The sequence below is a fragment of the Enterobacter cloacae complex sp. R_G8 genome (genome assembly GCF_024599795.1).
Taxonomy (GTDB): domain Bacteria; phylum Pseudomonadota; class Gammaproteobacteria; order Enterobacterales; family Enterobacteriaceae; genus Enterobacter; species Enterobacter dissolvens.
Genome location: NZ_CP102246.1, coordinates 2520136 through 2545285, shown reverse-complemented (window position 1 = coordinate 2545285; position 25150 = coordinate 2520136). Strand labels below are relative to the sequence as shown.

Genomic DNA, 25150 nt, shown 5'->3' with positions numbered 1-25150 from the left:
AAGGCGACATGTGTTTGCGCAGAAGCAATCGTTTGTATTGCTCTCTGCCAGGCAGGACTATCACGATAATGGTTCAGACAGGCAAACAGGTAACTCAATGAAAACAAGCAATAAAAGCGCAGCCGATCATCATGCTGCTAAACGTCGCTGGTTAAACTCCCATGAAGAGGGCTACCACAAAGCGATGGGCAACCGTCAGGTCCAAATGATCGCCATCGGCGGCGCTATCGGTACAGGTCTGTTTTTAGGTGCTGGCGCACGTCTGCAAATGGCAGGCCCGGCTCTCGCCCTGGTCTATCTGGTGTGCGGGATCTTCTCCTTCTTCATTCTTCGTGCGCTGGGCGAGCTGGTGCTGCATCGCCCTTCCAGCGGCAGCTTTGTCTCTTACGCTCGCGAATTTCTTGGTGAAAAAGCCGCCTACGTTGCCGGCTGGATGTACTTCGTCAACTGGGCGATGACCGGTATCGTTGATATCACCGCCGTTGCGCTGTATATGCACTACTGGGGCGCGTTTGGCGATGTCCCGCAGTGGGTCTTTGCGCTGGGTGCCCTGGCGATTGTCGGTACCATGAATATGATCGGCGTGAAGTGGTTCGCCGAGATGGAGTTCTGGTTTGCGCTGGTAAAAGTGCTGGCGATTGTGATTTTCCTGGTGGTCGGTACCGTGTTCCTCGGCAGCGGTAAGCCGCTGGACGGCAATGCAACCGGCTTCCACCTGATAACCGATAACGGCGGCTTCTTCCCGCACGGTCTGCTGCCGGCGCTGGTTCTGGTGCAGGGCGTGGTGTTCGCTTTTGCCTCTATCGAGCTGGTGGGTACGGCGGCGGGCGAATGTAAAGATCCGCAGACCATGGTGCCTAAAGCCATTAACAGCGTGATCTGGCGTATCGGTCTGTTCTATGTCGGCTCTGTGGTGCTGCTGGTTCTGCTGCTGCCATGGAACGCCTATCAGGCGGGTCAGAGCCCGTTTGTGACTTTCTTCTCGAAGCTCGGCGTGCCATACGTGGGTAGTATCATGAACATCGTGGTGCTGACCGCGGCGCTCTCCAGCCTGAACTCCGGCTTATATTCCACAGGCCGTATCCTGCGCTCCATGTCGATGGGTGGCTCTGCGCCGAAGTTCATGTCGAAGATGAGCAAGCAGCAGGTGCCTTATGCCGGCATCCTGGCGACGCTGGTGGTCTACGTGTTTGGCGTGTTCCTGAACTATCTGGTACCGTCCCGCGTGTTCGAGATCGTACTGAACGTGGCCGCGCTGGGGATTATCGCTTCCTGGGCCTTTATCGTGGTCTGCCAGATGCGTCTGCGCAAAGCCATTAAAGAGGGCAAAGCGGCTGACGTGAGCTTCAAAATGCCAGGCGCACCGGTGACCTCGTGGCTCACCCTGCTGTTCCTGTTCAGCGTGCTGGTCCTGATGGCGTTCGATTACCCGAACGGCACCTATACCATCGCCACCATTCCGCTGCTGGCCGTTCTGCTGATTGCTGGCTGGTTTGGCGTGCGTAAGCGCGTATACGAAATTCACAGCACCGCGCCGGTTCATCATGAAGATGAAAAACACGACGGCCCGCTGGTGGAAGAAACCTCGCGTTAAGCGTGCAGTAAACATTAAAAAGGGAAGGCAAATGCCTTCCCTTTTTTTATGTCGGGTGGCGGCTTCGTCTTACCCGCCCTACGTTTTGCGCAGCGCCACCGGGCAATTCCCACATCAGAGCGTGATACGTACCACATCGTCAGGCTGGGTCGCTTCCTGCTGACGGGTGGATTTTTGTTTCACCGTTACGTACAGCGTTTTGCCATCAGCAGAGAGCGCCAGGCTGTTTGGATAGACCGGCGTGTCGAAGGTTTTCGTCACTTTATAGGTTTTGGTGTCAATCACGCTCACCTTTCCGGCTTCACGATGCGTTACGTACGCTTCGTTGCGCGCCGGGTTAAAGAGCACCGCCAGCGACTCTGGCGTCGCGATCTTCTCAATGACACTGCCATCTTTCAGGCTCACCACCAGCACTTCCGGCTGTTTTGAATCGGTCAGGAAGGCACGCTGTCCGGCGGTATCCAGACTCAGGTTCAGGTAGAAGTGCTCTTTCCCGTCATCCTGCACCTTTTTGCGGCTGATGATTTTGTTGCTGGCGGTGTCAATCGTTACCAGTTCACCGTCGGCGTTGGTGGTATAGAGTCGTTTCGCCTGCGCATCCAGCGCCAGGCCGGTGCCGTAGGTACCAGTATTCGCGATGGTATCCTTCAGCTTCAGCGTTGCGCTGTCTACTACCCAGATCACGCTCTCTTTACCGACCCCGGTAATGTACACGGTATGGTTGGCATCATCTGCCACCAGCTGGCGTGGCTGCAGTGGTTTGACGGTGTCGCTGCGTTTGCGGTCATCCAGAACCAGGCGCCCTTTCACCTCGCCGGTTTTGGCGTCAATGGCGGTCACGGCACCGTTGATGGTGTTACCCAACCACAGCGTCTGGGTGGCAGTGTCCAGGGTGGCGCCAAAGGGTTTCAGATCGTTATGAATGACCTGCGTTACGTCCAGAGTGACCGGGTCGAGGCGATACACAATACCGCCTTTATCTGTTTTACGGCTTTGTGACGTCGCAACCCACAGCGCATTCTCCTGCTGGCTCACCGCCATTTCATACGCGCCTTTCCCAACCGCTTTGCGCAACATCTCTTCGCCAGCCTGCACCTGGAAGGTGCCGGCAAGCAGTAAAGCGCTACACAGCAGTGAACGACGCAGACGTGGGGAGCACAGATGACGTAAAGACATAACAATTCCTTTTTCACTAGAGGGGGTGTACTGCTGACATCACTTCCGGCTGGCAACGTCATGGCATTGCCGTTTTTTAATGAGAATAGTAATCATTAATCGTGTAAAAGTGGAGTTTTTCTTTTCCGCTTCGCCTTTCCTTAACGCAATGTGCGGTTATAGTTTTCAAAACATTTACAAAAGATTTAACATACCTGTACATGTTCCATTTGGTACGTTTCTTATCCTTAACCGGTTTATTTCATGAAAATCATTTCTGCCCGTAAGGCAACCCTTCCACTGTTGCTGGCTCCTGTAATCTTCTCTCCCCTCACCGCGATGGGTGCGGATGAACAGACCATGATCGTCAGCGCCACGCCACAAACGGTATCGGAGCTGGATACCCCGGCGGCGGTCAGCGTCGTGAATGGCGATGATATGCGTCACGCCGCACCACGCATTAACCTCTCTGAATCTCTCGGTAGCGTCCCGGGCCTGCAAATTCAGAACCGTCAGAACTATGCCCAGGATCTGCAGCTGTCGATGCGTGGGTTCGGTGCCCGCTCTACCTTCGGTGTGCGCGGTATTCGAATGTACGTGGACGGGATCCCGGCGACCATGCCAGACGGCCAGGGCCAGACGTCTAACATCGATCTCTCCAGCGTGGAGAGCGTGGAAGTGCTGCGTGGCCCCTTCTCTGCCCTGTATGGCAATGCCTCCGGCGGCGTGATCAACATCAACACCCAGACCGGTCAACAGCCGCCAACCATTGAGGCCAGCAGCTACTATGGCAGTTACGGTACCTGGCGCTACGGGATGAAAGCCACCGGCGCGATGGGCGACGGCACACACGCGGGCGATGTGGATTACACCGTATCTACCACCCGCTTCACCACCAAAGGCTACCGTGATCACAGCGGTGCGCGGAAGAATCTCGCCAACGCCAAACTGGGCGTGCGCATTGACGATGCCAGCAAGCTGACGCTGATCTTTAACAGCGTGGACATGAAAGCCAACGATCCGGGCGGGCTGAATTATCAGGAGTGGCAGAATAACCCGCGCCAGTCGCCGCGTGGCGATCAGTACAATACACGCAAAACCATCAAGCAGACCCAGGCCGGGCTGCGCTATGACCGCCAGCTCAGTGCGCAGGACGATCTCAGCGTCATGATGTACGCCGGCGAGCGCGAAATGACCCAGTATCAGTCGATCCCTTATCAACCGCAGCTGCGCCCCTCCCACTCTGGCGGCGTGATTGATATGCAGCGCCACTATCAGGGCATCGATACCCGCTGGACGCACCGCGGCGAACTGCTGGTGCCGGTGACCTTTACCACCGGCCTGAACTACGAAAACATGAGCGAAGATCGTCGCGGGTATGAGAACTTCGTGATGAACAACGGCGTGCCGGATTACGGTGTAAAAGGCGACAAGCGCCGCAACGAACGTAACCTGATGTGGAACGTCGATCCTTACCTGCAAACCAGCTGGCAGTTAACGCAGAAACTCTCCGTGGATGCCGGGGTGCGTTACAGCTCCGTCTGGTTTGATTCCAACGATCACTACGTTACACCGGGCAACGGTGATGACAGCGGTGATGCGAGCTATCACAAGTGGCTTCCGGCCGGTTCGGTGAAATATGCGGTGACCGACGCGTGGAACCTTTACGCTGCGGCGGGTCGTGGATTTGAGACCCCAACCATCAATGAACTCTCCTATCGCGCGGACAACCAGGGCGGTCTGAACATTGGCCTGAAACCGTCCACCAATAACACCTATGAAGTGGGGAGCAAAACCCGCATCGGCAACGGCCTGCTGACCGCGGCCCTGTTCCGCACCGACACCGATGATGAAATTGTGGTGGATGCCAGCTCCGGCGGACGTACCAGCTACAAAAATGCCGGTAAAACCCGTCGTCAGGGGGTGGAAGTTTCCCTCGATCAGCAGTTTGCTGAAAACTGGAAGCTGAAAATGGCGTGGACATATCTGGACGCCACCTATCGCACCAACGTCTGCGGCGACGATAACTGTAACGGCAACCGCATGCCGGGTATTGCCCGCAATATGGGCTTTGCCTCGTTTGGCTGGCAACCCGAGGAAGGCTGGTATGCCGGGACTGACGTGCGCTACATGAGTGACATCATGGCCGATGACGAAAACACGGCGAAAGCCCCATCCTACACGGTCGTCGGGCTGAATACCGGGTATAAATTCAACTACGGCAACTGGGGCATGGATCTCTTTGGTCGCGTTGATAATCTGTTCGACAAAGAGTATGCCGGCTCGGTGATTGTTAACGAATCCAATGGACGTTATTACGAACCTGCTCCGGGTCGCAACTACGGTGTTGGCTTGTCGGTCTCTTATCGTTTCGAGTAGAAATAAAAGGGGTATTTAATTTCCCAGTTTTATATTTTTTAAAACGAAATAACCATCCTGATGGCGCAATGCCATCAGGATTTATTCATAGAACGAATATTTCAAATGAAGAATATTGACCCGCCGTTGAATAATTCCTCAGCTAAAATATTGCCGTTGTAATAGAGAATTAGCTTCATCGATCAGTTTTTCAATCGCTTTCTGGCTGCCCTCAACATCGCCTCTCTCCAGCGCGGACAGTAACTCCTCGTAATGATAAGACGACGCTTTAATGTCGTTAAGCTCCTGGTGCAGATAGTTAATACAAGGCCCAATGCGGATCCAGAGCTGCTCGATTAAGGCGCTCAGCGTCGGCATTTCCGCGTACTGATAAAGGGTAAAGCGAAACACGCGGTTAGCATGCAGTGCCTTCTGGACATTCCCGTTGCGCATCGCCTCATGAAAATCGTCCGACAACGTGCGCAATATCTCCAGCTTGCTCTGCGTCAAATGCTGGCAGGCGGCGGCTACCGCCATCGGCTCTAGCTGTTTTCTGATGGCCGTAATTTCGTTATAGCGCTCCAGCGTCACCTCTGGCACCAGAAATGCCTGCGCCGGTGTGGCCTGCAGCGCCCCTGACGATACCAGACGCAAAAGTGCCTCGCGAACCGGCGTGATACTGGTCCCTAATTTATCGGCAATTTCTTTGGTGATCAGTCGTGCGCCTGGTTTCAGCGAGCCTGTAATTAGCGCCCCTTTCAAACTGATCTCAACTTGCATGGTAAGGCTGATTCTCTGCGCTTTTTCTAAATGATCCAAATCAAGCATGTTCAATTCCTGTAGCTAAAACTTAATGCTATTTATTAACGTCAGTTTTTAATAAACGACGCTGGTCCGATATATCCTGTATCGTCATGCCTGGTGGTGGGAAGTGCATATAAACGTCAAAAAGTACAAACCGTATGTTTTTATCGCTCTTTGGCTCATCCGTGTGGAAGGCGCGAAGGCTGTGTAGGTTTAATTAAAGACAATATATCGTATCTTCACAAATAAATATGGCGGGAACCCCCGCCATAATGTTGTTTATTTATTGTCTGCCGCGACGCGAATCACGACTTTGCCGAAGTTTTTGCCTTCAAGAAGACCGATCAGCGCCTCCGGGGCGTTCTCCAGCCCGTCGATCACCTGCTCGCGATAGTGGATTTTACCCTCCTGCACCCAGCGCCCCATCTCTTGCTGGAACTCCTTGATGCGGTGCCCGTAATCCTGGCCGATGATAAAACCCTGCATACGAATGCGTTTTTTCAGGATGGTCCCCATTAACAGCGGCAAGCGATCCGGCCCCTCAGGCAGACCGGTCGCATTGTAGCCGCTCACCAGACCACATACCGGCACCCGCGCGGAGGTATTAAGCAGCGGGAGCACGGCGTCAAAGACCTTACCGCCAACGTTTTCATAATAGACATCGATACCATTCGGGCAGGCGTTCTGAAGCTGCGTGGCAAAATCATCGGCATGATGATCCAGACACTGGTCAAAGCCCAGCACCTCAACAGCATGACGGCATTTTTCTGCGCCACCGGCAACACCGATGACCCGACAGCCTTTGATTTTACCGATTTGCCCGACCGTTGCACCAACGGGGCCCGTTGCCGCTGCCACCACCAGCGTTTCACCCGCTTTCGGTTGACCAATATCCAGCAGCCCCATATAGGCGGTGAAGCCCGGCATCCCGAGAATACCCAGCGCCCAGGAAGGATGGGAGGGATTTTCGCCCAGTTTGACCAGACCACTGCCGTCAGAAAGGTCGTACTCCTGCCAGCCGCTGTATCCCAGCACCCATTCCCCTGCTTTAAAATCCGGATGACTGGACTGCTCAACGCGGCTGACCGTTCCGCCGACCATCACCGCACCAATCTCAACCGGTGGTGAATAGGATGGCGCATCGCTCATGCGGCCGCGCATGTACGGGTCAAGCGAAAGCCAGATCGTACGCAGCAGAACGTGTCCTGCCGCCGGTACCGGAACCGGCTGCTCTTCGAGACGAAAATTATCCGCGACCGGCGCGCCGTGTGGACGCGAAGCCAGTACCCAGCGACGATTTTGCGAAACAGATTGATTCATCAGAGACTCCTTATGGTACAGATGTCCATTGATCCTGGCTCATGATCCGCCTGAGCGCCTTAACATTACGAGCCAGACTGGTTAAGCCGAACCACCAGATAGATGCAGGGTTCATTGGTTTCGTTAATGAACCGACAGTCATTGGGCGGCCCGAGCTCCAGACAATCCCCGGCCTGCATTTCGTGGCGGGTGTCGCCTTCCTGAAAGATCAGCTCCCCGGACTGCAGCCAGATCAGCTGGCGGGCCAGCGCATAGGACGATGCGGGCATAGGCACATCGCTCCCCGCAGGCAGCTCAACCTGCACAAGGTCGATAGGCAGATCCGTACGCGGTGAGACATGGCGGCGGAGATAGTGGGTCTGCGGATCGCGCCAGACGGGCTGGTTCGCAAGACGCAGCAGTTTTCCCTCCTGCATCTCCGCTCTGGCTATCAAGGTTGACATGCTGATGCCGAACGCGCCGGACAAGCGTGCAAGCAGGGTTGCCGTCGGGCTACTGTCCCCACGCTCAATTTTGTGGATCATGGCCCGCGAGACGCCTGCCCGTTCGGCCAGTTCGCTCAGCGACCAACCGCGCGATTCGCGCTCAAGGCGAATTCTTGCGCTAATCCGTTGATTCATCGTGTCTGTTATGGTGTTCATGACGTCATACTATAGTGTATGAAAGGCATTTCAATGGGGTTTTGATAACAAAAAAATATGGGTTATGTCGTAGCCATCTGCCACAGCAGTTGTGTAATATCGTAGTAATAACGTAATAACATAGTAAACAACACATTCAGGGGTTCCATCATGATCGTTCGTCATGCCTGCAAAGAAGACTGCGCCGCTATTGGTGAAATTTACAACCACGCGGTGCTGCACACCGCCGCGATCTGGAACGATACCACGGTCGATACCGATAACCGTATCGCATGGTTTGAGGCCCGCACCCTCGCAGGTTATCCGGTGCTGGTAAGCGAAGAGAATGGCATTATCACCGGATACGCCTCCTTCGGTGACTGGCGCGCCTTTGACGGATTTCGTCATACGGTCGAGCACTCGGTGTATGTCCATCCGGATCACCAGGGCAAAGGCATTGGCCGCACGCTGATGAAGGCGTTGATTGTCGAAGCCCGTGACATCGGCAAGCATGTGATGGTGGCGGGGATTGAAGCGCAGAACCACGCCTCTATTCATCTTCATCAGACGCTTGGCTTTGTGACGACAGGTCAAATGCCGCAGGTGGGCACCAAATTTGGCCGCTGGCTGGACATAACCTTTATGCAGCTGCAGCTTGATGAGCGCAGCGATCCGGACGCGATTAAATGAATCAATCACTGACGCTGGCTTTTCTGGTGGCGGCGGGCATTGGTCTGGTGGTGCAAAATACCCTGATGGTGCGCATCACCCAGTCCTCCTCCACCATACTTATCGCCATGCTGCTGAACTCACTGGTTGGTATAGTGCTGTTTGTCAGCATTCTGCTGTTCAAACAGGGTCTTGCGGGGTTTAGCGAGCTGGCGTCAACGGTCCGCTGGTGGACGTTGATCCCGGGACTGTTGGGCTCCTTTTTTGTCTTTGCCAGTATCAGCGGTTACCAGAACGTTGGTGCGGCGACGACTATTGCGGTGCTGGTGGCAAGCCAGCTGATCGGCGGACTGATAATGGACGTGCTGAAAAGCCATGGCATCCCGCTGCGTGCGCTGATCGGCCCGGTGTGCGGTGCAGTGATGCTGGTGGTGGGCGCGTGGCTGGTGGCCCGACGTCAGTTTTAACCGCTACAGGATCGTGCCACCTTTAGTCAGCTGTTCGTGGCGCGCGTCCATCTCGTCTTTATGCTCCTTACCGTGGTGTGAAATCGCAGTACGCAGGCGCTGCTGCTGGGTATAGCGTTCTTCCCGGCTCAGCTCAGCGTCATCGCTCAGTTCAATAAGCAGTTCGTTCATGTGGGTTATCACACCCTCTTTAATCGCGGCATCCACACGGGTAATAACTTCGTTTAAATGTGACATTGTCACTCCTTGTCAGTTGCCGGGTGGCGGCTACGCCTTACCCGGCCTACCTGGGGTACTGTAGGCCCGGTAAGCGCAGCGCCACCGGGCACACGATCAGTTCAACTTCGCTTTTGAGAAATCACTGCCCATCAGGCTCACGCTGTAACCCGTGACGTTGCTGCGGGTGGCATAGAACGTTTTGCCGTTTGCCAGCGCAATCCACGGCGCCTGCTGGTAGAAAATCTCCTGCGCCTGGCTATACAGCTTCGCACGATCGGCCGGGTTGCTGGTCAGTTTGGCTTTCTGCACCAGGGCATCATAATCCTTATTACACCAGCGTGCCGCGTTGGAGCCGGTTTTGATGCTATTGCAGCCCAGCAGCACATCGGCAAAGTTATCCGGATCGCCGTTATCCGACATCCAGCCGAACAGCGCGGAGTCATGCTCGCCTTTACGCATCCCGGAAAGATACTCCCCCCACTCGTAAGAGACAATTTTGGCCTTCACGCCCACTTTTGCCCAGTCGCTCTGGATCATCTCAGCAATACGGCGGGAGTTCGGGTTGTACGGGCGCTGCACCGGCATTGACCACAGCGTGACCTCCGCGCCCTTCTCCAGTCCGGCCTGTTTCAGCAGGGCTTTCGCTTTTTCCGGATCGTAGCGGTAATCCTGCAGATCTTTATTAAAGCCCATCATATTTGGCGGAATTGGGGATTTCGCGACCGTACCGGAGCCCATAAAGACGGCGTTAACGATGGCCTTTTTGTCGGTGGCGTAGTTCAGCGCCTGGCGCACCAGCACGTTATCAAACGGCTTTTTCTCGGTATTGAACGCCAGATACCCCACGTTCAGCGCATCCACGGAGTGCAGCGTCAGGTCTTTGTTGTTCTTAATGACGTCAAACTGCACCGGTGATGGCGCAGGAATGATCTGGCACTCGTTGGTTTGCAGTTTCGCCAGACGGGTCTCCACATTTGGCGTGATGGAGAAGATCAGGTGTTTGGTCGGGACCGGGCCTTCCCAGTAGTTCGGGTTAGCCACATAGCGGATGAGAGAATCCACTTTGTACTGCTGGAGTACATAGGGGCCGGTACCGATCGGCCAGGTGTCGACGTTCTCAGGGGTTCCTTTTTTCAGCATCGCATCCGCGTATTCGGCAGACAAAATGGAGGCAAAATCCATCCCCCAGTCGGCCAGGAAAGCGGCGTTCGGTTCACTGAGGGTGAACTGAACATGATAATCATCGACCTTTTTAACGTCCTGGATCAGCTTATCGAGGCCGACGTCGTTAAAGTATTCGTAATTGCCCTGCGACACAGTGTGATACGGGTGTTTAGGGTCTTTCTGACGCATGACCGAGAAAATAACGTCATCGGCATTAAAGTCGCGCGTCGGTTTGAAGTATTTATTGCTATTGAATTTCACCCCTTTACGCAGCGTAAAGGTATAGGTCTTGCCGTCCGGTGAAATCGTCCAGGATTCCGCCAGAGACGGAACCGGGGTGTTTTTTACCGGGTCGAAATTGATCAGTCGGTTATAGAGTACCTGAGAGCTGGCGACGAATGACGGGCCTGAGCTGGCAATTTGCGGGTTGAACGACTCGGGGGACGCTTCAGAACAGTAAATAAGGGTGTCGTTGTTTGCCGCCCATGCGGCACCGGCTGGTAAAATAGCGCTCAGCGCAAGGGCGAGCAGTGTTTTCCCTGTAGACATGGTTATAACCCTGACAGTTTTATTATATAGGACAGTAATAACAGCACAGCCGCTATACGCTGGCAAATAACGAAACACTATCAGGTTATTCTAAAGCCGCGTTTTTCGCTGGTTTTACCACCAGTGCCGAAAAAGGTGATTTGTCTTAAGGTCCATTATCCGTCAAGCACAACCGTCACTTTCTATGCCACAAGAAATCGGCGCTTTTAGCGTCTCTTCCTCCGTTTGCTTGCTTCCTGGTTTCGTTAAAGTAACGGGGTGAAGAAGTATATGGGATCAAATCGTGGCAAAAACTCTTTTACGCAGCGGTAATCTGGATGATTTTCAGGCCGTTGGCGGCGGCGGACAAGCCGTTTTTGAATCAGCGTTGCAAATACGTGAAGCACTCCGGTTGCGCAAACAGCAGGCCATTGTTGACTGTCTGGCTATTCCACAGGTCAACGACGGCGCTGACCGCGTGGACTGGTACTCCCCGGTGGAAGGTAGCGTCACCAGCTGGAAAACGGCCAATGAAGATGACCGTTTTCGCGCCCTGCGCTATCTGGAAAACACCCTTGCCAGCGTCGAATCGCTGAGTAAGAAATGCCTCCAGTCGCCTAAAACCGCACAACAGCTCTTCGGCTCCTTGCTGTCGAAAGCCTTCCAGTTCCCGGGCGAAAACTTCCTCTATCTGGTTGACGGTAAACCGGTCATTGCGTTCTGGGGGTTTGTAAACCTGAATGAAAATGCACGCGATGATGTACTCGACTGCCTGCGCGAATCGCTGATCCCTGAGCCTGCGCCGGTGGTGATAGAGGATCCTGAACCAGAGCCAGAACCGACCCCGGCCGTCACCTTTGAACACGCAGACGAACCGCTGATCGCGCCGGCCACCGTTGTGCGCATTACGCCGGAAGATCTGTATGAGCCCGAGCCTGCACCAGTCGTTGCGCCACCTGTTGAAGAGCCGGCTCCTGCGCCAATTGTGAAAAAGCGTCGCCTACCGTTGTGGTCACTGCCGGTTGCCGCGGTCATTGTTGCCGCCATTGCCGCCCCGCTGCTGTGGTCAAAACAGGCGCCATCAATCGCGCCAGCGCCAGCCGCTACTCCGGCACCGCAACCCGTGGTAATTGCGCCAAAACCGATTAAAGCGGTTGAGCCGCTGGCGATGAACCTGCCGCTGCATCAGGCTGAGGTGGTAGAGAGTAAAGCGAAGGAACCCGATCCCGCTCCGGCGTCTGCTCCGGTAGTAATTGCCGCGATCCCGAAAGATGCCATGGTCATGGAGGCAAACCAGGTAAAAGCGGGCTCGACGCGTTTCCTGAACGGCACGTGGCGCGCCATCCTTGACGTAAAAGATCCGGTGACCGGCAAACCGCCGTCACTGCGCTATCAGATCCAGAACAATAAAGGCTTCGCCCGTGTCGTGCATGGCGATAATGTTGTCTGCCGCGTAGAGATCTTCTCCGGCCTGCACAGCACCGGTGAGCTGATGATTAAGAGCCGCGGTAATGCACGCTGCACAGACGGTTCCCGCTACCCGATGCCGGAAGTCTCCTGTAAAGCAGGCACCAGCGATGTCGCCGAATGTCGTGCTCGTTATGATGCAAACACCGTCGTTCCACTGACGTTTAAGAAAGCAGGTGCCTGATCCTATGCTGGTAAATCTTTGCGACTATAAACAGAGCGTCACGCTTATTGCCAACAGCGGTGTGCAGTTCCTCGATTTCGGCCTGACGCCACAGGACACCGCCAGCAACGGGCGCTTCGTGCGTAAAACCGCGAACGGCCCGCTTTTGCGTCTCGATTTCGACCTGGTTAACGGGCGTTACACCCTGCCCGGTACGGACGGCGGCCAGCCTGAAGTGGTCAAGCCTGAGACAACCATAGCGCTGCATCAGTCGCTGGCTGTGCTGGATGGCGTCTGGCTCCCGGTTCCGTTCCTGCGTTTCAACCCGCCGCGTACCTTTGTTGACGGCCCGGACAACTGGGCACGTGTTCAGGTCCGCAAGCTTGAGACGCCTGACACCGCAGGCAACACCCACCGCGTCACCCTCGCCCTCGACAGCCAGATTGCGGAGCATGCCACCTCCGCGCTGTCGCCGGTGGAAAACGACATTCTCAACGGGACCCGCTTCGCGCTGGCCTGGCGCGATGCCGAAGTGGAAAACTTCCTCGACCAGACGTGGATAGACGGCTGGCTGCGCGAAGCGTTCACGCAGTATGCCTCGGACGTTGAACACCGTTCAGAACGCGATCTGCAGCAGGCCATGCGCAGCTTTGAGTATCAGGCTCACTGGCTGAATGTGCTGACCATGCTCGGTGAACAGCTCACCGTGCCGGAAGTCAAATTTGTCACCCATACGCTCAGCACGCCTGCCATTCCGGTCGATTTGATCCTCGACGTGGGCAACACCCATACCTGCGGCGTGATTATTGAAGATCACGGTGACGCCAACGACGGTCTGCGCCAGACGGCCGAGTTGCAGGTGCGCTCGTTGAGCGAACCGCAGTTCCTCAATGAGCCGTTATTCACCAGCCGCCTGGAGTTCTCAGAAGCGCGTTTTGGCAAGCAACACTTTTCCGTTGAAAGCGGGCGCGAGGATGCCTTCGTCTGGCCTTCTATTGTCCGGGTTGGCGATGAGGCGCGTAAGCTGGCCATGCAGCGTCTGGGAACCGAAGGTAACAGCGGGATCTCCAGCCCGCGTCGCTACCTGTGGGATGAAACGCCAGTGGTGCAGGACTGGCGTTTCAGCCAGATGAACAGCAAAACCCAGCGCGAGCCGCTGGCGACCGCGTTCCCGCTGATGAACCTGATGAATGATGACGGCGAACCGCTGTTTACGCTGCCCCAGGACGAGCGTCTGCCGGTCTTCTCCCCGCAGTACAGCCGCAGCACCCTGATGACCCATATGCTGTGCGAGCTGCTGGCACAGGCGCTGGGCCAGATTAACAGCGTCGCTACGCGCCTGCGTCTGGGCTTCCCGGCGTCTCCGCGCCAGTTGCGCACGCTTATCCTTACTCTGCCTTCGGCGATGCCGAAGCAGGAGCGCGAGATCTTCCGCCGCCGCATGTTTGAAGCGATTGCCATCGTCTGGAAAGCGATGGGATGGCACCCGCAGGATGAAGACTTTGCCACCCGCAAGCAGCAGGATAAAAGCGTGGTGCCGGTGCCGGAGATTCAGATGGAGTGGGATGAAGCGAGCTGCGGGCAACTGGTTTGGCTCTACAACGAAGCGATCTCCCGTTTTGGTGGTCAGACGGAAGCCTTCTTCGCCTCCCTCGCCCGCCCGGATCGTGAACCTGAGCCTGATGTGCCGCCGGGCCGTTCACTGCGCGTGGCCTCTATCGACATCGGGGGTGGCACGACAGATATGGCGATCACCCACTATCAGCTGGATGACGGTTCCGGGAATAACGTCAAAATCACGCCACAACTTCTGTTCCGCGAAGGGTTCAAAGTGGCCGGTGACGACACCCTGCTGGATGTGATCCAGCGCTATGTGTTGCCAGCCCTGCAAACACAGCTGCAGAAATCCGGTATTGCGGACGCGTCTATGCTGATGGCGTCGCTGTTTGGTGACTCCGGTCGTATCGACACCCAGGCGGTATTGCGCCAGCAGACCGCACTTCAGCTCTTTATGCCGATCGGTCATGCGATCCTTGCCGCGTGGGAATCCAGTGACATTGACGATCCGCTGGCCGGTTTGCATGCCACCTTTGGCGATCTGCTGTCGCAGAAACCAACCCGCAACGTGATGAACTACCTGCAGCAGGCAGTCGACCATGCCCTGCCTGCCGGTTCTGAAGCCTTCGACCTGTTTGCCGTGCCGCTGCATGTGAATTTCCGCGAAATGCAGGATGCAATGCTGGCGGGTCAGTTCACGCTGGCCTCTCCGCTTCATGCGGTATGTGAAGCAATCTCCCATTACAGCTGCGATATTTTGCTGATCACCGGTCGCCCGGGCTGTCTGCCGGGCGTGCAGGCGCTGATCCGTCATCTGCAACCTGTGCCGGTCAATCGCATCGTATGGCTGGATAAATACCAGGTGCATGAGTGGTATCCGTTCAGCCAGCAGGGTCGCATCGGCAACCCGAAATCGACCGCCGCCGTGGGGGCCATGCTCTGCAGCCTGGCGCTCGATTTGCGTCTGCCGCGCTTTAACTTTAAGGCGGCCGATATTGGCGCCTATTCTACCGTACGCTATCTGGGCGTGCTGGATAACACCGTTAACACGCTGCGTGAGGAAAACGTCTGGTATCAGGATATCGACCTGGATAAGCCAGGCGCAAAACTCGATGCCCGCCTGCATTTCCCGCTACGTGGGAACGTCACGCTCGGCTTCCGCCAACTGGCGAACGCACGCTGGCCGGCGACGCCGCTGTATACCCTGAGTATCAACTCGGCGGAACTGGCCAAAGCGATTGCGGGTGACGGCGTGCTGAACGTGCGGCTTAAGCTCTGCGGAGGCAGCAAGCATGAAGGCCCGGAATCTTTCGCGCTGAGCGACGCCTGGCTGCAGGATGGAACCCCTGTTCCACCAGACGCCTTAACCTTCAAACTGAATACCCTGGCCGATCGCCGTCATAGCGGCAGCCACTACTGGATCGACAGCGGGAGTGTATATCTGAAATGAGTGCAACGATGACCACCACGCAGGCCTTAATCGGGTGGATTAACGAGACGCGCCTGCACGCCCCGGTGCTGGATAACGATGCCGACGCCCTGCTGGCCCGTATCAATGCGGCGCAGGCGCGTGAGCAAGCCATTGACCAGGCCCTGACCCGTCGGAGCAGCATTGGCCTGTATGGCCATTCCCAGAGCGCCAAAGCGCACCTGCTGTTGTCCCTGTGCGGCAACGGTAACGGGCGGCTGAACGTCACCCCCGGGCAACGCACGTTCGATTACTTCTCGCATATCAACCCCGGACACGCCCTGACCAACATGGCGCTGCGCTTCACCAGTGAAAGCGCGGCGGTGGTTGACGAGGCGTTCCCGCTACGTCTGAGCCTGGTGACCGAGGCCGAGCTGGTGCAGCTGTTTATCGCCCGTACCTCGTTGTCCCCGCAGTTCCGCGCCGTGGACAAGGCCGTCATTGAGACACGCCTTGAGAAGTTGCGCGGTCTGCGCCAGCCGCAGGGTGTGCCCGGCATAACGGCACAGGAAGTGGGTGCAATTGCCCGCTTCTGGCAAAGCACGGTACCTGCCGCCAGACAGCAAATTGATGATGTGCTGTGGCATCAGTTTGCGCAACTGGTGCCATCGCTTGATCTCACCACCCGGGCCAGCGTCTGGTCGCTCTTGTGGGGTGAGCAACAGGAACTGACCCAGCAGTGGTTAAAACTCGCCCATGTTCTGCACCAGACCAGCCACGCCAGCGAACTTGCCGCCCCGCTCAGCCTGCTGGTGGATAACTTTGGTCTGCCTGGAGAGGGCTTCCTGACCCATGGCACCTTTACCCTTCCGGACGCCCAGGAGACGCTTCTGCATCCCCTGAACAACGGCGAGATGCTGAATGCCATTAGCATTCCCGTCGATGTACTGGCATTCCTGACGCGTGAACTGGTACTGCCTGTCGAGAGCAGCGCGCTGGATAACGTCGATATTATTGATATCCCGGTCTTCGCAGACAACAGCGCCGATCCGCTAAGCCAGGCCAAATGTCAGTGGCTGCTGGAACACTATCGCCAGCAGCTGCAGCCAGATGTACTGGTGATCTGCAATGCGACCGCGCAGCATGACCAGACGGCAAAAAAAGCAAAGGTGCTGATGAACTGGGTCAAAGAGACGCAGCCTGCAGAGGAATCTGCCCTGCCGGGTCTGGTGTGGGCGATTACGCCTCACGACGCGCGTTTTACCACCCGGCAGAATCTCGATGAAGCGGTCCAGCATCTGCTCGGCCAGCCGGGACTGCGCTGGGGGACACTGCAGGCGCTGGATAGCCACAGCATGCAGCGCGTCATCGAGTGGCTGTCTCAGGCCACGTTACCTGCCCAGCGACAGAAACGTCTCAACACGCTGAAAACGGCACTGCGCCAGGAGCTGTCGGCTTTAATGCACAGCTATCTGGCACCTCTGGTGGAAGAGCCAGGCGCAAGACGTGCTCAGGCCGAAAATATGGTGCGCACACTGCAAAGCAGCGCCGCCCGTCACGGCGAGTTGCTCGAAGGTCTTTTGCCTCCGCTTAAAGCCTTCGAAACGCTTCTGGCCGTCCAGCAGCCGCGCGAGGAACAGGTCAACGGTCTGTTTACGAATAGCATTGATCTGTTTGCTGACAATGCACAGGAAAATACCAGTACATACCAGACAAAGGACAAAGCTCGCCTGGCGCATAAAGTGTGGCTGAACCATCTGCGCCAGTGGAGTCGCAATGACGCAGCGGCCACCCGCCTGGGGCTGGATCCAGCCGTGTTACAGCAAATTGCCGAGGTTCTGGTAGTCGCCAGCTACCGACTGAACCTGCCTCAACAGCTTCAGCGCATTGTCGAAACCGACAAGAGCAGCGCCGCACAGCTGCATGCGGTGATGGGTAATTTCGTTGGCTGGCTCGGTTACGACCAGACGCCTGTTGATGAACGTCCGGCAAGCCGCATCCGCAAAGGCCAGGCAATATTTGTCACGCCGGTGGTCAGCAGCGCAATGCCGCGCCTCACCCGCCTGGGAGAGCAACCGGTTCACGCCGCCACCGCCTATGTGTACGACTGGCTGGTCGCACTGTATAGCCGTGCGATTGAGAACATCGATTACCAGCATCCGCATGATGTTCAGCCTGACGCACGTCGGGCACTTCGGGCTTTAATCCTGTAGCAGCCTTTGTTGCCGGGTGGCGCTGCGCTTACCCGGCCAACATTCCGCAACGATAATCACGCCGCCATACACTCCGCTAACGTCTGCGCCAGTGCCGACGGGTTTTCCCACGACATGGAGTGCCCCGCAGCAGGGATGATTTTGACCTCAACGCCCTTCTGCTTCAGACGCTCCACATCGTCATCCGGCAAAGAGAGCTCGCCAAAAATCAACGTCACCGGGCAAGGCAGCGACAGGAATTGCGTTTCCCAGTCTGGCTCAACGCCCGCCACCAGGCTCGATGCGCCGCGCCAGACAGCATAAGGGGCATTACTTTGGAGGCACCCGGCCCACGCCGTTTTTTCTGCACGGAGCATGGCCTTATATCCCTGCTCCAGAAACTGCTGTTCCGTTTGTGCGGCAATCGAGCGGCTGAACATCCCACCCCCGGCATGAAAATTGGGTTCCGACACCATCAGCCCTTTAACACGCGGTACCAGCAACCCCGCCGCTTCAATGGCGATGCTTCCGCCCATGCTGTGACCGTACAGCCAGAAGGCATCGAGCTTCAGATGATCCATCAGTTCAGCAACAACACGGGCCTGATCGGTAGTTTTGTAGCTGTAGTGCTCAGGCTTATCGCTGTAACCGCTGCCGGGTAAATCGATGAGAATCGTTCTGCACCCGCCAAACTGAGGGTCACGAACGACGCGGGGATATTCATAGGAAGAGGCGCAGCCCAATCCATGGATGAAGACGACGGGATCGCCAGAGCCGGGCAAATCATGCCAGCGGACGGTGCAACCCGCATGTTGCGAGTAAAAACTGTTCATAAGCACTCCTTTCACGATGCACTGTGCATTTATACAGTTATCGTAGCAGGAATGCCATGTTCATCGTTTAAAAATGGAAGCGTGCTTCAGAAAAGCGAGACCAGCAGCGCAACGGGGAAGCTCATCGGCCAGGTCGACCCTACCAGAAACGCGCTGAGCAGGCGGATGCGTTTACGATCTTTAGACAGGAACCAGGTGATTAATGCGCAGATAGAAGCCATGATTGCGTAAAAAACCAACATCTTTTGATACAACGTCATTCTGTATTCCAGAGCCGAAAAAATAACCGCACGCAATATGCGTCATATGTTGATACAGATCAAGTTTTTTCGTTACAGAATAACCACTTAAAAATTAAGGCTAATAACAAATGAGTATATTGCGTTACAACTATTTCCTGACAAGGATCCGTCTTCGTAAACCATGCATGACAAGATCCAGGATCAAGGTTGCACTTTGGCTCTTTAATCCCTCTGGCTTCGATGCCCGTGGTTATCTCCGGGCAACAAAAAACCCCGCCTGAGCGAGGTTTGGCATCTTTTCAATGGTGAACTAAAAAGGGAGCATTGCGAGGATTTCAGTGTGCCAATTATGAAAGGCAGGTAGGTCATCTAATAACCAGAAGCCTAAACCAGGTACTGCAGCACTCATCATCATTTGAGCAATAACGTTAAACCAGCATTCAATAGGTTTAGTCTCTTTGTGTATATATTCCTTTCGCATCGTTCCCTTGAAGGTTTAAGTGTAGACACCTCGTCGCAAAAAGATAATCGACTGGCCAAGCATAAAGGGGCAGGTCAGAAAAATTGCACATATCGTGAACCAATATAGAAATCCCATTACCTGTCATTCCAGTTGCCGTTTTGGGCCATTATTACACATGTTTATCCAACTCCAGTCAGGATGGCATAATCATCGACCAGGCAGCTCTGCTGAGCACTCATTTTAACTTCAATGCCCCACAAGCAAGCGGCTGAAATATATTTTCATTACATTACAGCCACTTAGAAACATATTAGTGTTTTATCATCACATGCCGGACAACGGTATAATCCTCAAGCCCATATACCGACATATCTTTCCCGTAACCGGATAACTTCATGCCGCCGTGTGGCATTTCGCTTACCAGCATAAAATGGGTATTCACCCAGGTGCAGCCATATTGCAGACGCGCGCTGAGCCGGTGAGCGCGCCCCACATCCCGGGTCCAGACGGACGAGGCCAGGCCATATTGTGAATCGTTAGCCCAGGCCAGCACCTGTTCTTCGTCGTCAAATTCAGTGACGCTCACCACCGGGCCAAAGACTTCACGTTGCACAATGGCATCTTCCTGTTTTGCCCCGGCCAGAAGGGTTGGCTGGAAGTAGTAACCGGCCCCCTCTTTTTTACTGCCGCCCGTCACCACGCGGATATGGCTGAGCGCTTTGGCCTCCTCCACAGCCTGACAGACGCGCGACAGATGCGCTTCAGAACTCAGTGGCCCCAGCTCGGTAGAGGCCTCTTCCGGCGCCCCCATCTTCAGGCTTGCCACCGCTGCGCCCAGCTTTTCCACCAGCGCAGCATAGACCCCCTTCTGGGCATAAATCCGGCAGGCCGCCGTACAGTCCTGCCCGGCATTGTAGAAACCAAACGTCCGCACGCCCTCGACGACCGCATCCAGATCGGCGTCATCAAAGACGATAACCGGTGCCTTGCCGCCCAGCTCCATGTGGGTACGTTTTATCGAGGATGCCGTATGGCCGATGATGTGCTCCCCGGTTGCAATTGAGCCGGTGAGTGACACCATGCGCACTTTCTCATGCCCGGTCAGCGGATCGCCTACCGTTTTTCCGCGCCCGAACAACACGTTCAGCACGCCAGCCGGGAAAATATCCTTCGCCAGTTCGGCCAGTTTTAAGGCGGTCAGCGGCGTAATCTCAGAGGGCTTGATCACCACGCAGTTCCCGGCGGCCAGCGCAGGTGCCAGCTTCCACGCCGCCATCATCAGCGGGTAGTTCCAGGGGGCGATGGAAGCGACAACCCCGACCGGATCGCGGCGGATCATCGAAGTATGCCCGTCCAGATACTCACCCGCCGCCAGTCCGTTCAGGCAGCGGGCAGCGCCAGCAAAGAACCGAAACACATCGACTACCGCGGGGATCTCATCCCCCAGCGCGCAGTGCAGTGGCTTACCGCAGTTCAGGGATTCGAGTCTGGCAAACTCGTCGGCATGCGCTTCAATAACGTCAGCCAATTTCAGCAGGCATTCGGCACGCGTTTTTGGCGTGGTTTGCCCCCACTGTGCAAACGCCCGATCGGCTGCCTGCACGGCCGCGTCGACCTGCGCGGCTGACGCTTCAGCAATCTCCAGCAGAACCTCTCCGGTGGCAGGGTTATAGACCGGCTGTTTTTCCCCCTCGCCGCTCACCAGTACACCATTAATCAGCAGTCGTTTTTGCATAGCATTGTCCCGTTGAAATCAATGTTATTTCCCGCTCCCGGCGCTGTTCTCGCCGTCGCGGGTTAGCCACCAGGCTCCCAGAATGGGGAAGGTTGTCACCAGCATCACCAGCAGTGCGACCACGTTGGTGACCGGCACGTCGCGCGGACGTCCGAGCTGATTAAGCAACCACAGCGGTAACGTGCGCTCGTGTCCCGCGGTAAAGGTTGTGACGATAATTTCGTCAAACGACAGAGCAAACGCCAGCATGCCCCCGGCCAGCAGTGCCGACCCAAGATTGGGCAGGACCACGTAACGGAAGGTTTGCCAGCCATCGGCCCCTAAATCCATCGACGCTTCAACCAGGCTCCAGGAGGTGCGTCGGAACCGGGCAATCACATTGTTAAACACCACCACCACGCAGAACGTGGCGTGCCCGACAACGATGGTAAAAAAACCAGGCTCCAGGTTGATGGTTTTGAAAGCAGTCAGCAATGCCAGACCGGTGATGATGCCCGGCAGCGCTATCGGTAACAGCAGCAACAGCGAAATGGCGTTTTTGCCAAAAAACGCGCTACGCCACAGCGCCGCTGCAGCAAGCGTGCCAAGTACCAGGGCAATAGCCGTCGCTAACGCCGCAATTTGAAGTGACAACGTCACGGAATCAATAATGTCGCCACGCCCCGCCGCCACGCTAAACCACTTCAACGTCAGCCCCTGCGGCGGGAAGCTGAAGGCCGCGTCCTCTGTATTAAAGGCGTAGACGGCAATAATCAGCAGGGGAAAATGGAGGAAGATCACCCCGCCCCAGGCTGCCACTTTAAGGAACAACGGTGCGCGTTCAGAGTGCATCGAATGCTCCCAGACGTTTCACGAACGCCAGATAAAGCGAGATAAGCACAATCGGCACCAGGGTGAAGGCGGCGGCCATGGGCATATTGCCGATGGCGCCTTGTTGGGCATAGACCATATTGCCAATGAAATAGCCCGGCGGCCCTACCAGCTGTGGCACGATAAAATCCCCCAGCGTCAGAGAGAAGGTAAATATCGAGCCCGCCGCGATACCTGGGATCGCCAGAGGCAGAACAACATAACGAAAGGTCTGACGCGGACGCGCGCCGAGATCGGCAGAGGCCTGCAACAACGAGGCAGGCAGCCGTTCCAGCGACGCCTGCACGGGCAGGATCATAAACGGCAGCCAGATGTAGACAAAGACCAGAAACCGCCCCAGCCCGGAGGTCGATAACGTGTTCCCGCCAATCGCCGGGAGCGTCAGAACAGAGACCAGAATAGCCTCCAGCCCCAGATGGGTGAGAAACCACTGCGCCACGCCATCTTTCGCCAGCAGCAGCGTCCACGCGTACGCTTTGACGATATAGCTCGCCCACATCGGCAGCATAACGGCAATATAGAAGAACGCTTTCCATTTGCCGCTGGTGTAACGCGCCATGTACCAGGCCATCGGGAAGGCCAGAATGGCACTGGCGAGGGTGACCGCAATCGCCATCACCAGCGTACGGATAATAATGTCGTAGTTTGCCGGGTTAAAAAGTGCCTGAATGTTCGCCAGCGTCAGGTCCGGCGTAACCGACATAGTGAAGTCATCAAAGGTATAAAAGCCCTGCCACAGCAGCGTGAGGAGCGATCCCAGATAGACGATGCCAAACCACATCAGTGGTGCCAGCAGAAGCAGGAATATCCCGAGCGACGGTTTGCGCCAGAAGTTCGCAGTAATGCGGCTTAGGGTACCGCGTGGTGCGGGAGGATGTAAGACGCTCATCGCCATTTCACCCTTCCTCATGCAGGCGGATCATGGCGTCGCGCGACCATGACGCCAGCACCGCCTGCCCCGGCTCAACGCCGGTTTGCAGTGTGGCCGCGCTGAGATTGGCCTGGCTCACCAGCAGTTTTGCCCCGCCGGCAAGTTTAAGCTCCAGGCGCGTTGCCGCCCCCTGATACTGGACAGCCTGCACCACGCCTTCAACCTGAACCTCACCGCTCTCATTGAGCCGGATATGTTCCGGTCGTAGCGAATAAGCGCCCTCCATGCCGCACACTTTTTGCGCCAGTGCCGGATCGAAAACGTTCGAGGTGCCGACAAAACTGGCCACGAACGGCGTACGCGGGCGCATGTATAGCTCACGCGGGGTATCCACCTGCTCAATGCGTCCGTTGTTGAAAACGGCGACCCGGTCGGACATTGACAGGGCTTCCCCCTGATCGTGGGTCACAAAAATAAAGGTGATCCCAAGTGCCTGTTGAAGTTTTTTCAGCTCGACCTGCATCTGTTCACGCAGTTTCAGATCGAGCGCGCCCAGCGGTTCATCCAGCAACAGCACGCGGGGTTCATTGACCAGCGCACGCGCAATGGCAACACGCTGACGCTGGCCTCCAGAAAGCTGCGACGGCTTGCGTGCAATGGCAAAGCTCAGCCCGACTTTTTCCAGCGCCTCCTGCGCCAGTGCATGGCGTTTTTTCTTGTCGATGCCTTTGACCATAAGCCCGTAAGCGACGTTATCGAGAATCGACATATGCGGAAACAGTGCGTAATCCTGGAACACGGTATTGACGTCTCGCTCCCATGGGGGAAGCTCACTCGCTTCTTTACCGAAGATTGTGATCGCCCCGCCGGAGAGTTGTTCAAAACCGGCGATCAGCCGCAGGCAGGTGGTTTTGCCGGAGCCCGACGGCCCCAGCATGGAGAAAAACTCCCCGTCACGAATGGCAATGCTCACCCCATCCACCGCCCGTACGTCGCCGTACAGACGGGAAACGTCATTAAACTCAACCGCGTACGTCATGTTCTGCTCCCGGATGATTAACGGCCACCCATGATGGCGATGTAATCCTGCGTCCAGCGGCTGTATGGCACATATTTGCCGCCTTCGGCAATCGGGGTTTTCCAGAACTTGATTTTGTCAAAGGCGTCGTAACCGTTGGTTTCACAGCCTTTCTCACCCAGCAGCGTACTGGCCTTACACCCTTGCGCCACCACCGGCAGAGAGCCAAACCACGCCGCCAGATCGCCCTGCACTTTTGGCGTCAGCGACCAGTTCATCCATTTGTAAGCACACATCGGGTGTTTTGCCTGAGCGTGAAGCATAGTGGTGTCTGCCCAGCCCGTGACGCCCTCTTTCGGGAAGACGGTCGCGATCGGCTGGTTCTCGGCTTTCAGGGCATTCGCCTGATATGGCCAGGCGCTGGACGCCACCACGCCTTCATTCTTAAAGTCGCTCATCTGTACGGTGGTATCATGCCAGTAGCGGTGGATCAGGGCGTGCTGATCGCGTAGCACTTTCAGAACCGCAGCGTACTGTTCTTCCGTCAGCTGGTAGGGGTCGTTAATACCCAACTGGGGTTGAGTGGCCTTCACAAACAGCGCCGCATCGGCAATGTAAATCGGACCGTCATAGGCCTGCACGCGGCCCTGGTTGGTTTTACCGTCCGGTAAGTCTTGTTTTACAAAGACCACGCTCCAGCTGTCCGGCGGTGTCGGGAAGGTTTTGGTGTTGTACATCAGCAGGTTTGGCCCCCACTGATACGGCGTGCCGTAGACGTTGCCGCCCACGTTAAACCACTCACCTTTAACGAGGCGCGGGTCGAGGGTTTTCCAGTTGGGGATGAGTTCCGGGTTAATCGGCTGAACGCGTTTGCCCATAATCAGACGGAGCGACGCATCTCCGGATGCGGTGACCAGGTCATACCCGCCTTTCGCCATCAGGCTCACCATCTCGTCCGACGTGGCGGCGGTTTTGACGTTTACCGCACAGCCAGTCTCTTTTTCAAACTGGGTCACCCAGTCATAGTTTTTATCCGTTTGTCCCCGCTCGATGTAACCCGGCCAGGCAATAATATCCAGCCGACCTTCTCCGTCGCCAATCGCTTTCGGTGGCTCGGCGGCTTGCGCGGTCATTATGACCATACCAAGCGCACACAGGCTGCTGCGGGCAAATTTTTTGCTCATAAACATTACTCCAGTCGCAATGAAAATTTAGCGGCAGCCGTGCCGTAAAAATATCTCCCTCATTAAACGTAGACCGCGCAAATGCCCCGCACCGTGCGGCTTAAGGAAATTTCATCAAGGTGTGACCGAGGGCGCATTCCCCGTTAACTGGATTATAGACAAGGGGTTAGGCGTGAGAGGTGGTATGCAGATTTCGTATGATGCGACGCGGCAAAATGGTCGCCGCGGCGGCAAAAAGATAAGCAATGA

Annotated in this window: 20 protein-coding genes; 7 read left to right on the top strand and 13 right to left on the bottom strand. The window is 56.1% G+C overall.

The genetic code is table 11. The annotated features are described in order from the left end of the window. Nucleotides 1-97: 97 nt before the first annotated feature. A complete protein-coding gene (gene ansP, locus NQ842_RS12055; protein WP_014832066.1) occupies nucleotides 98-1594 on the top strand; it encodes an L-asparagine permease in 1497 nt (498 codons plus the stop codon). Between the two features lie 114 nt (nucleotides 1595-1708). Here ansP and NQ842_RS12050 read toward each other — a convergent pair whose 3' ends face one another. Further along, nucleotides 1709-2770, bottom strand: coding sequence for a YncE family protein (locus NQ842_RS12050; protein WP_047361748.1), 1062 nt, complete (start codon nucleotides 2768-2770; stop codon nucleotides 1709-1711). Nucleotides 2771-3013: 243 nt separating this feature from the next. On the opposite strand from NQ842_RS12050, the gene pqqU reads away from it, so the two are divergent. Next, nucleotides 3014-5128, top strand: coding sequence for a TonB-dependent receptor PqqU (gene pqqU, locus NQ842_RS12045; RefSeq protein WP_050860618.1), 2115 nt, complete (start codon nucleotides 3014-3016; stop codon nucleotides 5126-5128). A gap of 138 nt (nucleotides 5129-5266) precedes the next feature. Here the strand turns inward: pqqU and NQ842_RS12040 are convergent, their stop codons facing one another. The 3 genes from NQ842_RS12040 to NQ842_RS12030 all read right to left on the bottom strand — a co-directional run bounded on the left by NQ842_RS12040 (nucleotide 5267) and on the right by NQ842_RS12030 (nucleotide 7872). Next, a complete protein-coding gene (locus NQ842_RS12040) occupies nucleotides 5267-5935 on the bottom strand; it encodes a GntR family transcriptional regulator (RefSeq protein ID WP_014832069.1) in 669 nt (222 codons plus the stop codon). A gap of 255 nt (nucleotides 5936-6190) precedes the next feature. Next, the gene (locus tag NQ842_RS12035) at nucleotides 6191-7231 is read right to left on the bottom strand and encodes an NADP-dependent oxidoreductase (RefSeq protein ID WP_118282764.1); all 1041 of its coding nucleotides are present in this window, start codon (nucleotides 7229-7231) and stop codon (nucleotides 6191-6193) included. Nucleotides 7232-7296: 65 nt separating this feature from the next. After that, nucleotides 7297-7872 (bottom strand): helix-turn-helix domain-containing protein, encoded by a 576-nt coding sequence (locus tag NQ842_RS12030; RefSeq protein ID WP_014832071.1) that lies wholly within the window; start codon nucleotides 7870-7872, stop codon nucleotides 7297-7299. Between the two features lie 150 nt (nucleotides 7873-8022). Here NQ842_RS12030 and NQ842_RS12025 point away from each other — a divergent pair, with 150 nt between their 5' ends. Both NQ842_RS12025 and NQ842_RS12020 read left to right on the top strand, forming a co-directional pair. After that, nucleotides 8023-8541 (top strand): GNAT family N-acetyltransferase, encoded by a 519-nt coding sequence (locus tag NQ842_RS12025; protein WP_257255861.1) that lies wholly within the window; start codon nucleotides 8023-8025, stop codon nucleotides 8539-8541. Further along, nucleotides 8538-8987, top strand: a complete 450-nt coding sequence (locus NQ842_RS12020) for a DMT family transporter (RefSeq protein WP_014832073.1) — start codon at nucleotides 8538-8540, stop codon at nucleotides 8985-8987. Before NQ842_RS12025 ends, NQ842_RS12020 begins: the two co-directional genes overlap by 4 nt. A gap of 3 nt (nucleotides 8988-8990) precedes the next feature. Here NQ842_RS12020 and NQ842_RS12015 read toward each other — a convergent pair whose 3' ends face one another. After that, on the bottom strand, nucleotides 8991-9224 hold the full coding sequence (locus NQ842_RS12015; RefSeq protein ID WP_046887820.1) for a YdcY family protein: 234 nt from the start codon (nucleotides 9222-9224) through the stop codon (nucleotides 8991-8993). Between the two features lie 96 nt (nucleotides 9225-9320). Continuing rightward, entirely contained in the window at nucleotides 9321-10919 is a 1599-nt protein-coding gene (locus NQ842_RS12010; RefSeq protein ID WP_083021383.1) for an ABC transporter substrate-binding protein, read from the bottom strand. A 283-nt stretch (nucleotides 10920-11202) separates the two neighbouring features. On the opposite strand from NQ842_RS12010, the gene NQ842_RS12005 reads away from it, so the two are divergent. Genes NQ842_RS12005 through NQ842_RS11995 form a run of 3 tightly spaced genes read left to right on the top strand, consistent with a single transcriptional unit; the run spans nucleotide 11203 to nucleotide 17706 of the window. Then, nucleotides 11203-12549, top strand: coding sequence for an SrfA family protein (locus NQ842_RS12005; protein ID WP_257255860.1), 1347 nt, complete (start codon nucleotides 11203-11205; stop codon nucleotides 12547-12549). Nucleotides 12550-12553: 4 nt separating this feature from the next. Next, entirely contained in the window at nucleotides 12554-15535 is a 2982-nt protein-coding gene (locus NQ842_RS12000; protein ID WP_257255859.1) for a virulence factor SrfB, read from the top strand. Beyond that, a complete protein-coding gene (locus NQ842_RS11995) occupies nucleotides 15532-17706 on the top strand; it encodes a virulence factor SrfC family protein (protein ID WP_257255858.1) in 2175 nt (724 codons plus the stop codon). The genes NQ842_RS12000 and NQ842_RS11995 overlap by 4 nt, the downstream gene beginning before the upstream one ends. Before the next feature lie 56 nt (nucleotides 17707-17762). Here NQ842_RS11995 and NQ842_RS11990 read toward each other — a convergent pair whose 3' ends face one another. From NQ842_RS11990 to ydcS, 7 genes are all read right to left on the bottom strand, one after another. Further along, nucleotides 17763-18518: an alpha/beta fold hydrolase gene (locus NQ842_RS11990; RefSeq protein ID WP_125365757.1), complete on the bottom strand. Its 756-nt coding sequence runs from the start codon at nucleotides 18516-18518 to the stop codon at nucleotides 17763-17765. Nucleotides 18519-18604: 86 nt separating this feature from the next. After that, the gene (locus tag NQ842_RS11985) at nucleotides 18605-18778 is read right to left on the bottom strand and encodes a GhoT/OrtT family toxin (RefSeq protein WP_013096478.1); all 174 of its coding nucleotides are present in this window, start codon (nucleotides 18776-18778) and stop codon (nucleotides 18605-18607) included. 755 nt (nucleotides 18779-19533) lie between these two features. Next, nucleotides 19534-20958: an aminobutyraldehyde dehydrogenase gene (patD, locus tag NQ842_RS11980; protein WP_014832080.1), complete on the bottom strand. Its 1425-nt coding sequence runs from the start codon at nucleotides 20956-20958 to the stop codon at nucleotides 19534-19536. 24 nt (nucleotides 20959-20982) lie between these two features. Further along, a complete protein-coding gene (locus tag NQ842_RS11975) occupies nucleotides 20983-21789 on the bottom strand; it encodes an ABC transporter permease (RefSeq protein WP_014832081.1) in 807 nt (268 codons plus the stop codon). Continuing rightward, complete coding sequence (locus NQ842_RS11970; protein ID WP_257255857.1) at nucleotides 21779-22723, bottom strand: ABC transporter permease; 945 nt, start codon at nucleotides 22721-22723, stop codon at nucleotides 21779-21781. Before NQ842_RS11970 ends, NQ842_RS11975 begins: the two co-directional genes overlap by 11 nt. A gap of 1 nt (nucleotide 22724) precedes the next feature. Beyond that, a complete protein-coding gene (locus tag NQ842_RS11965) occupies nucleotides 22725-23738 on the bottom strand; it encodes an ABC transporter ATP-binding protein (RefSeq protein ID WP_046887812.1) in 1014 nt (337 codons plus the stop codon). Nucleotides 23739-23755: 17 nt separating this feature from the next. Then, the gene (ydcS, locus tag NQ842_RS11960; protein ID WP_046887811.1) at nucleotides 23756-24901 is read right to left on the bottom strand and encodes a putative ABC transporter substrate-binding protein YdcS; all 1146 of its coding nucleotides are present in this window, start codon (nucleotides 24899-24901) and stop codon (nucleotides 23756-23758) included. Between the last annotated feature and the right edge of the window lie 249 nt (nucleotides 24902-25150).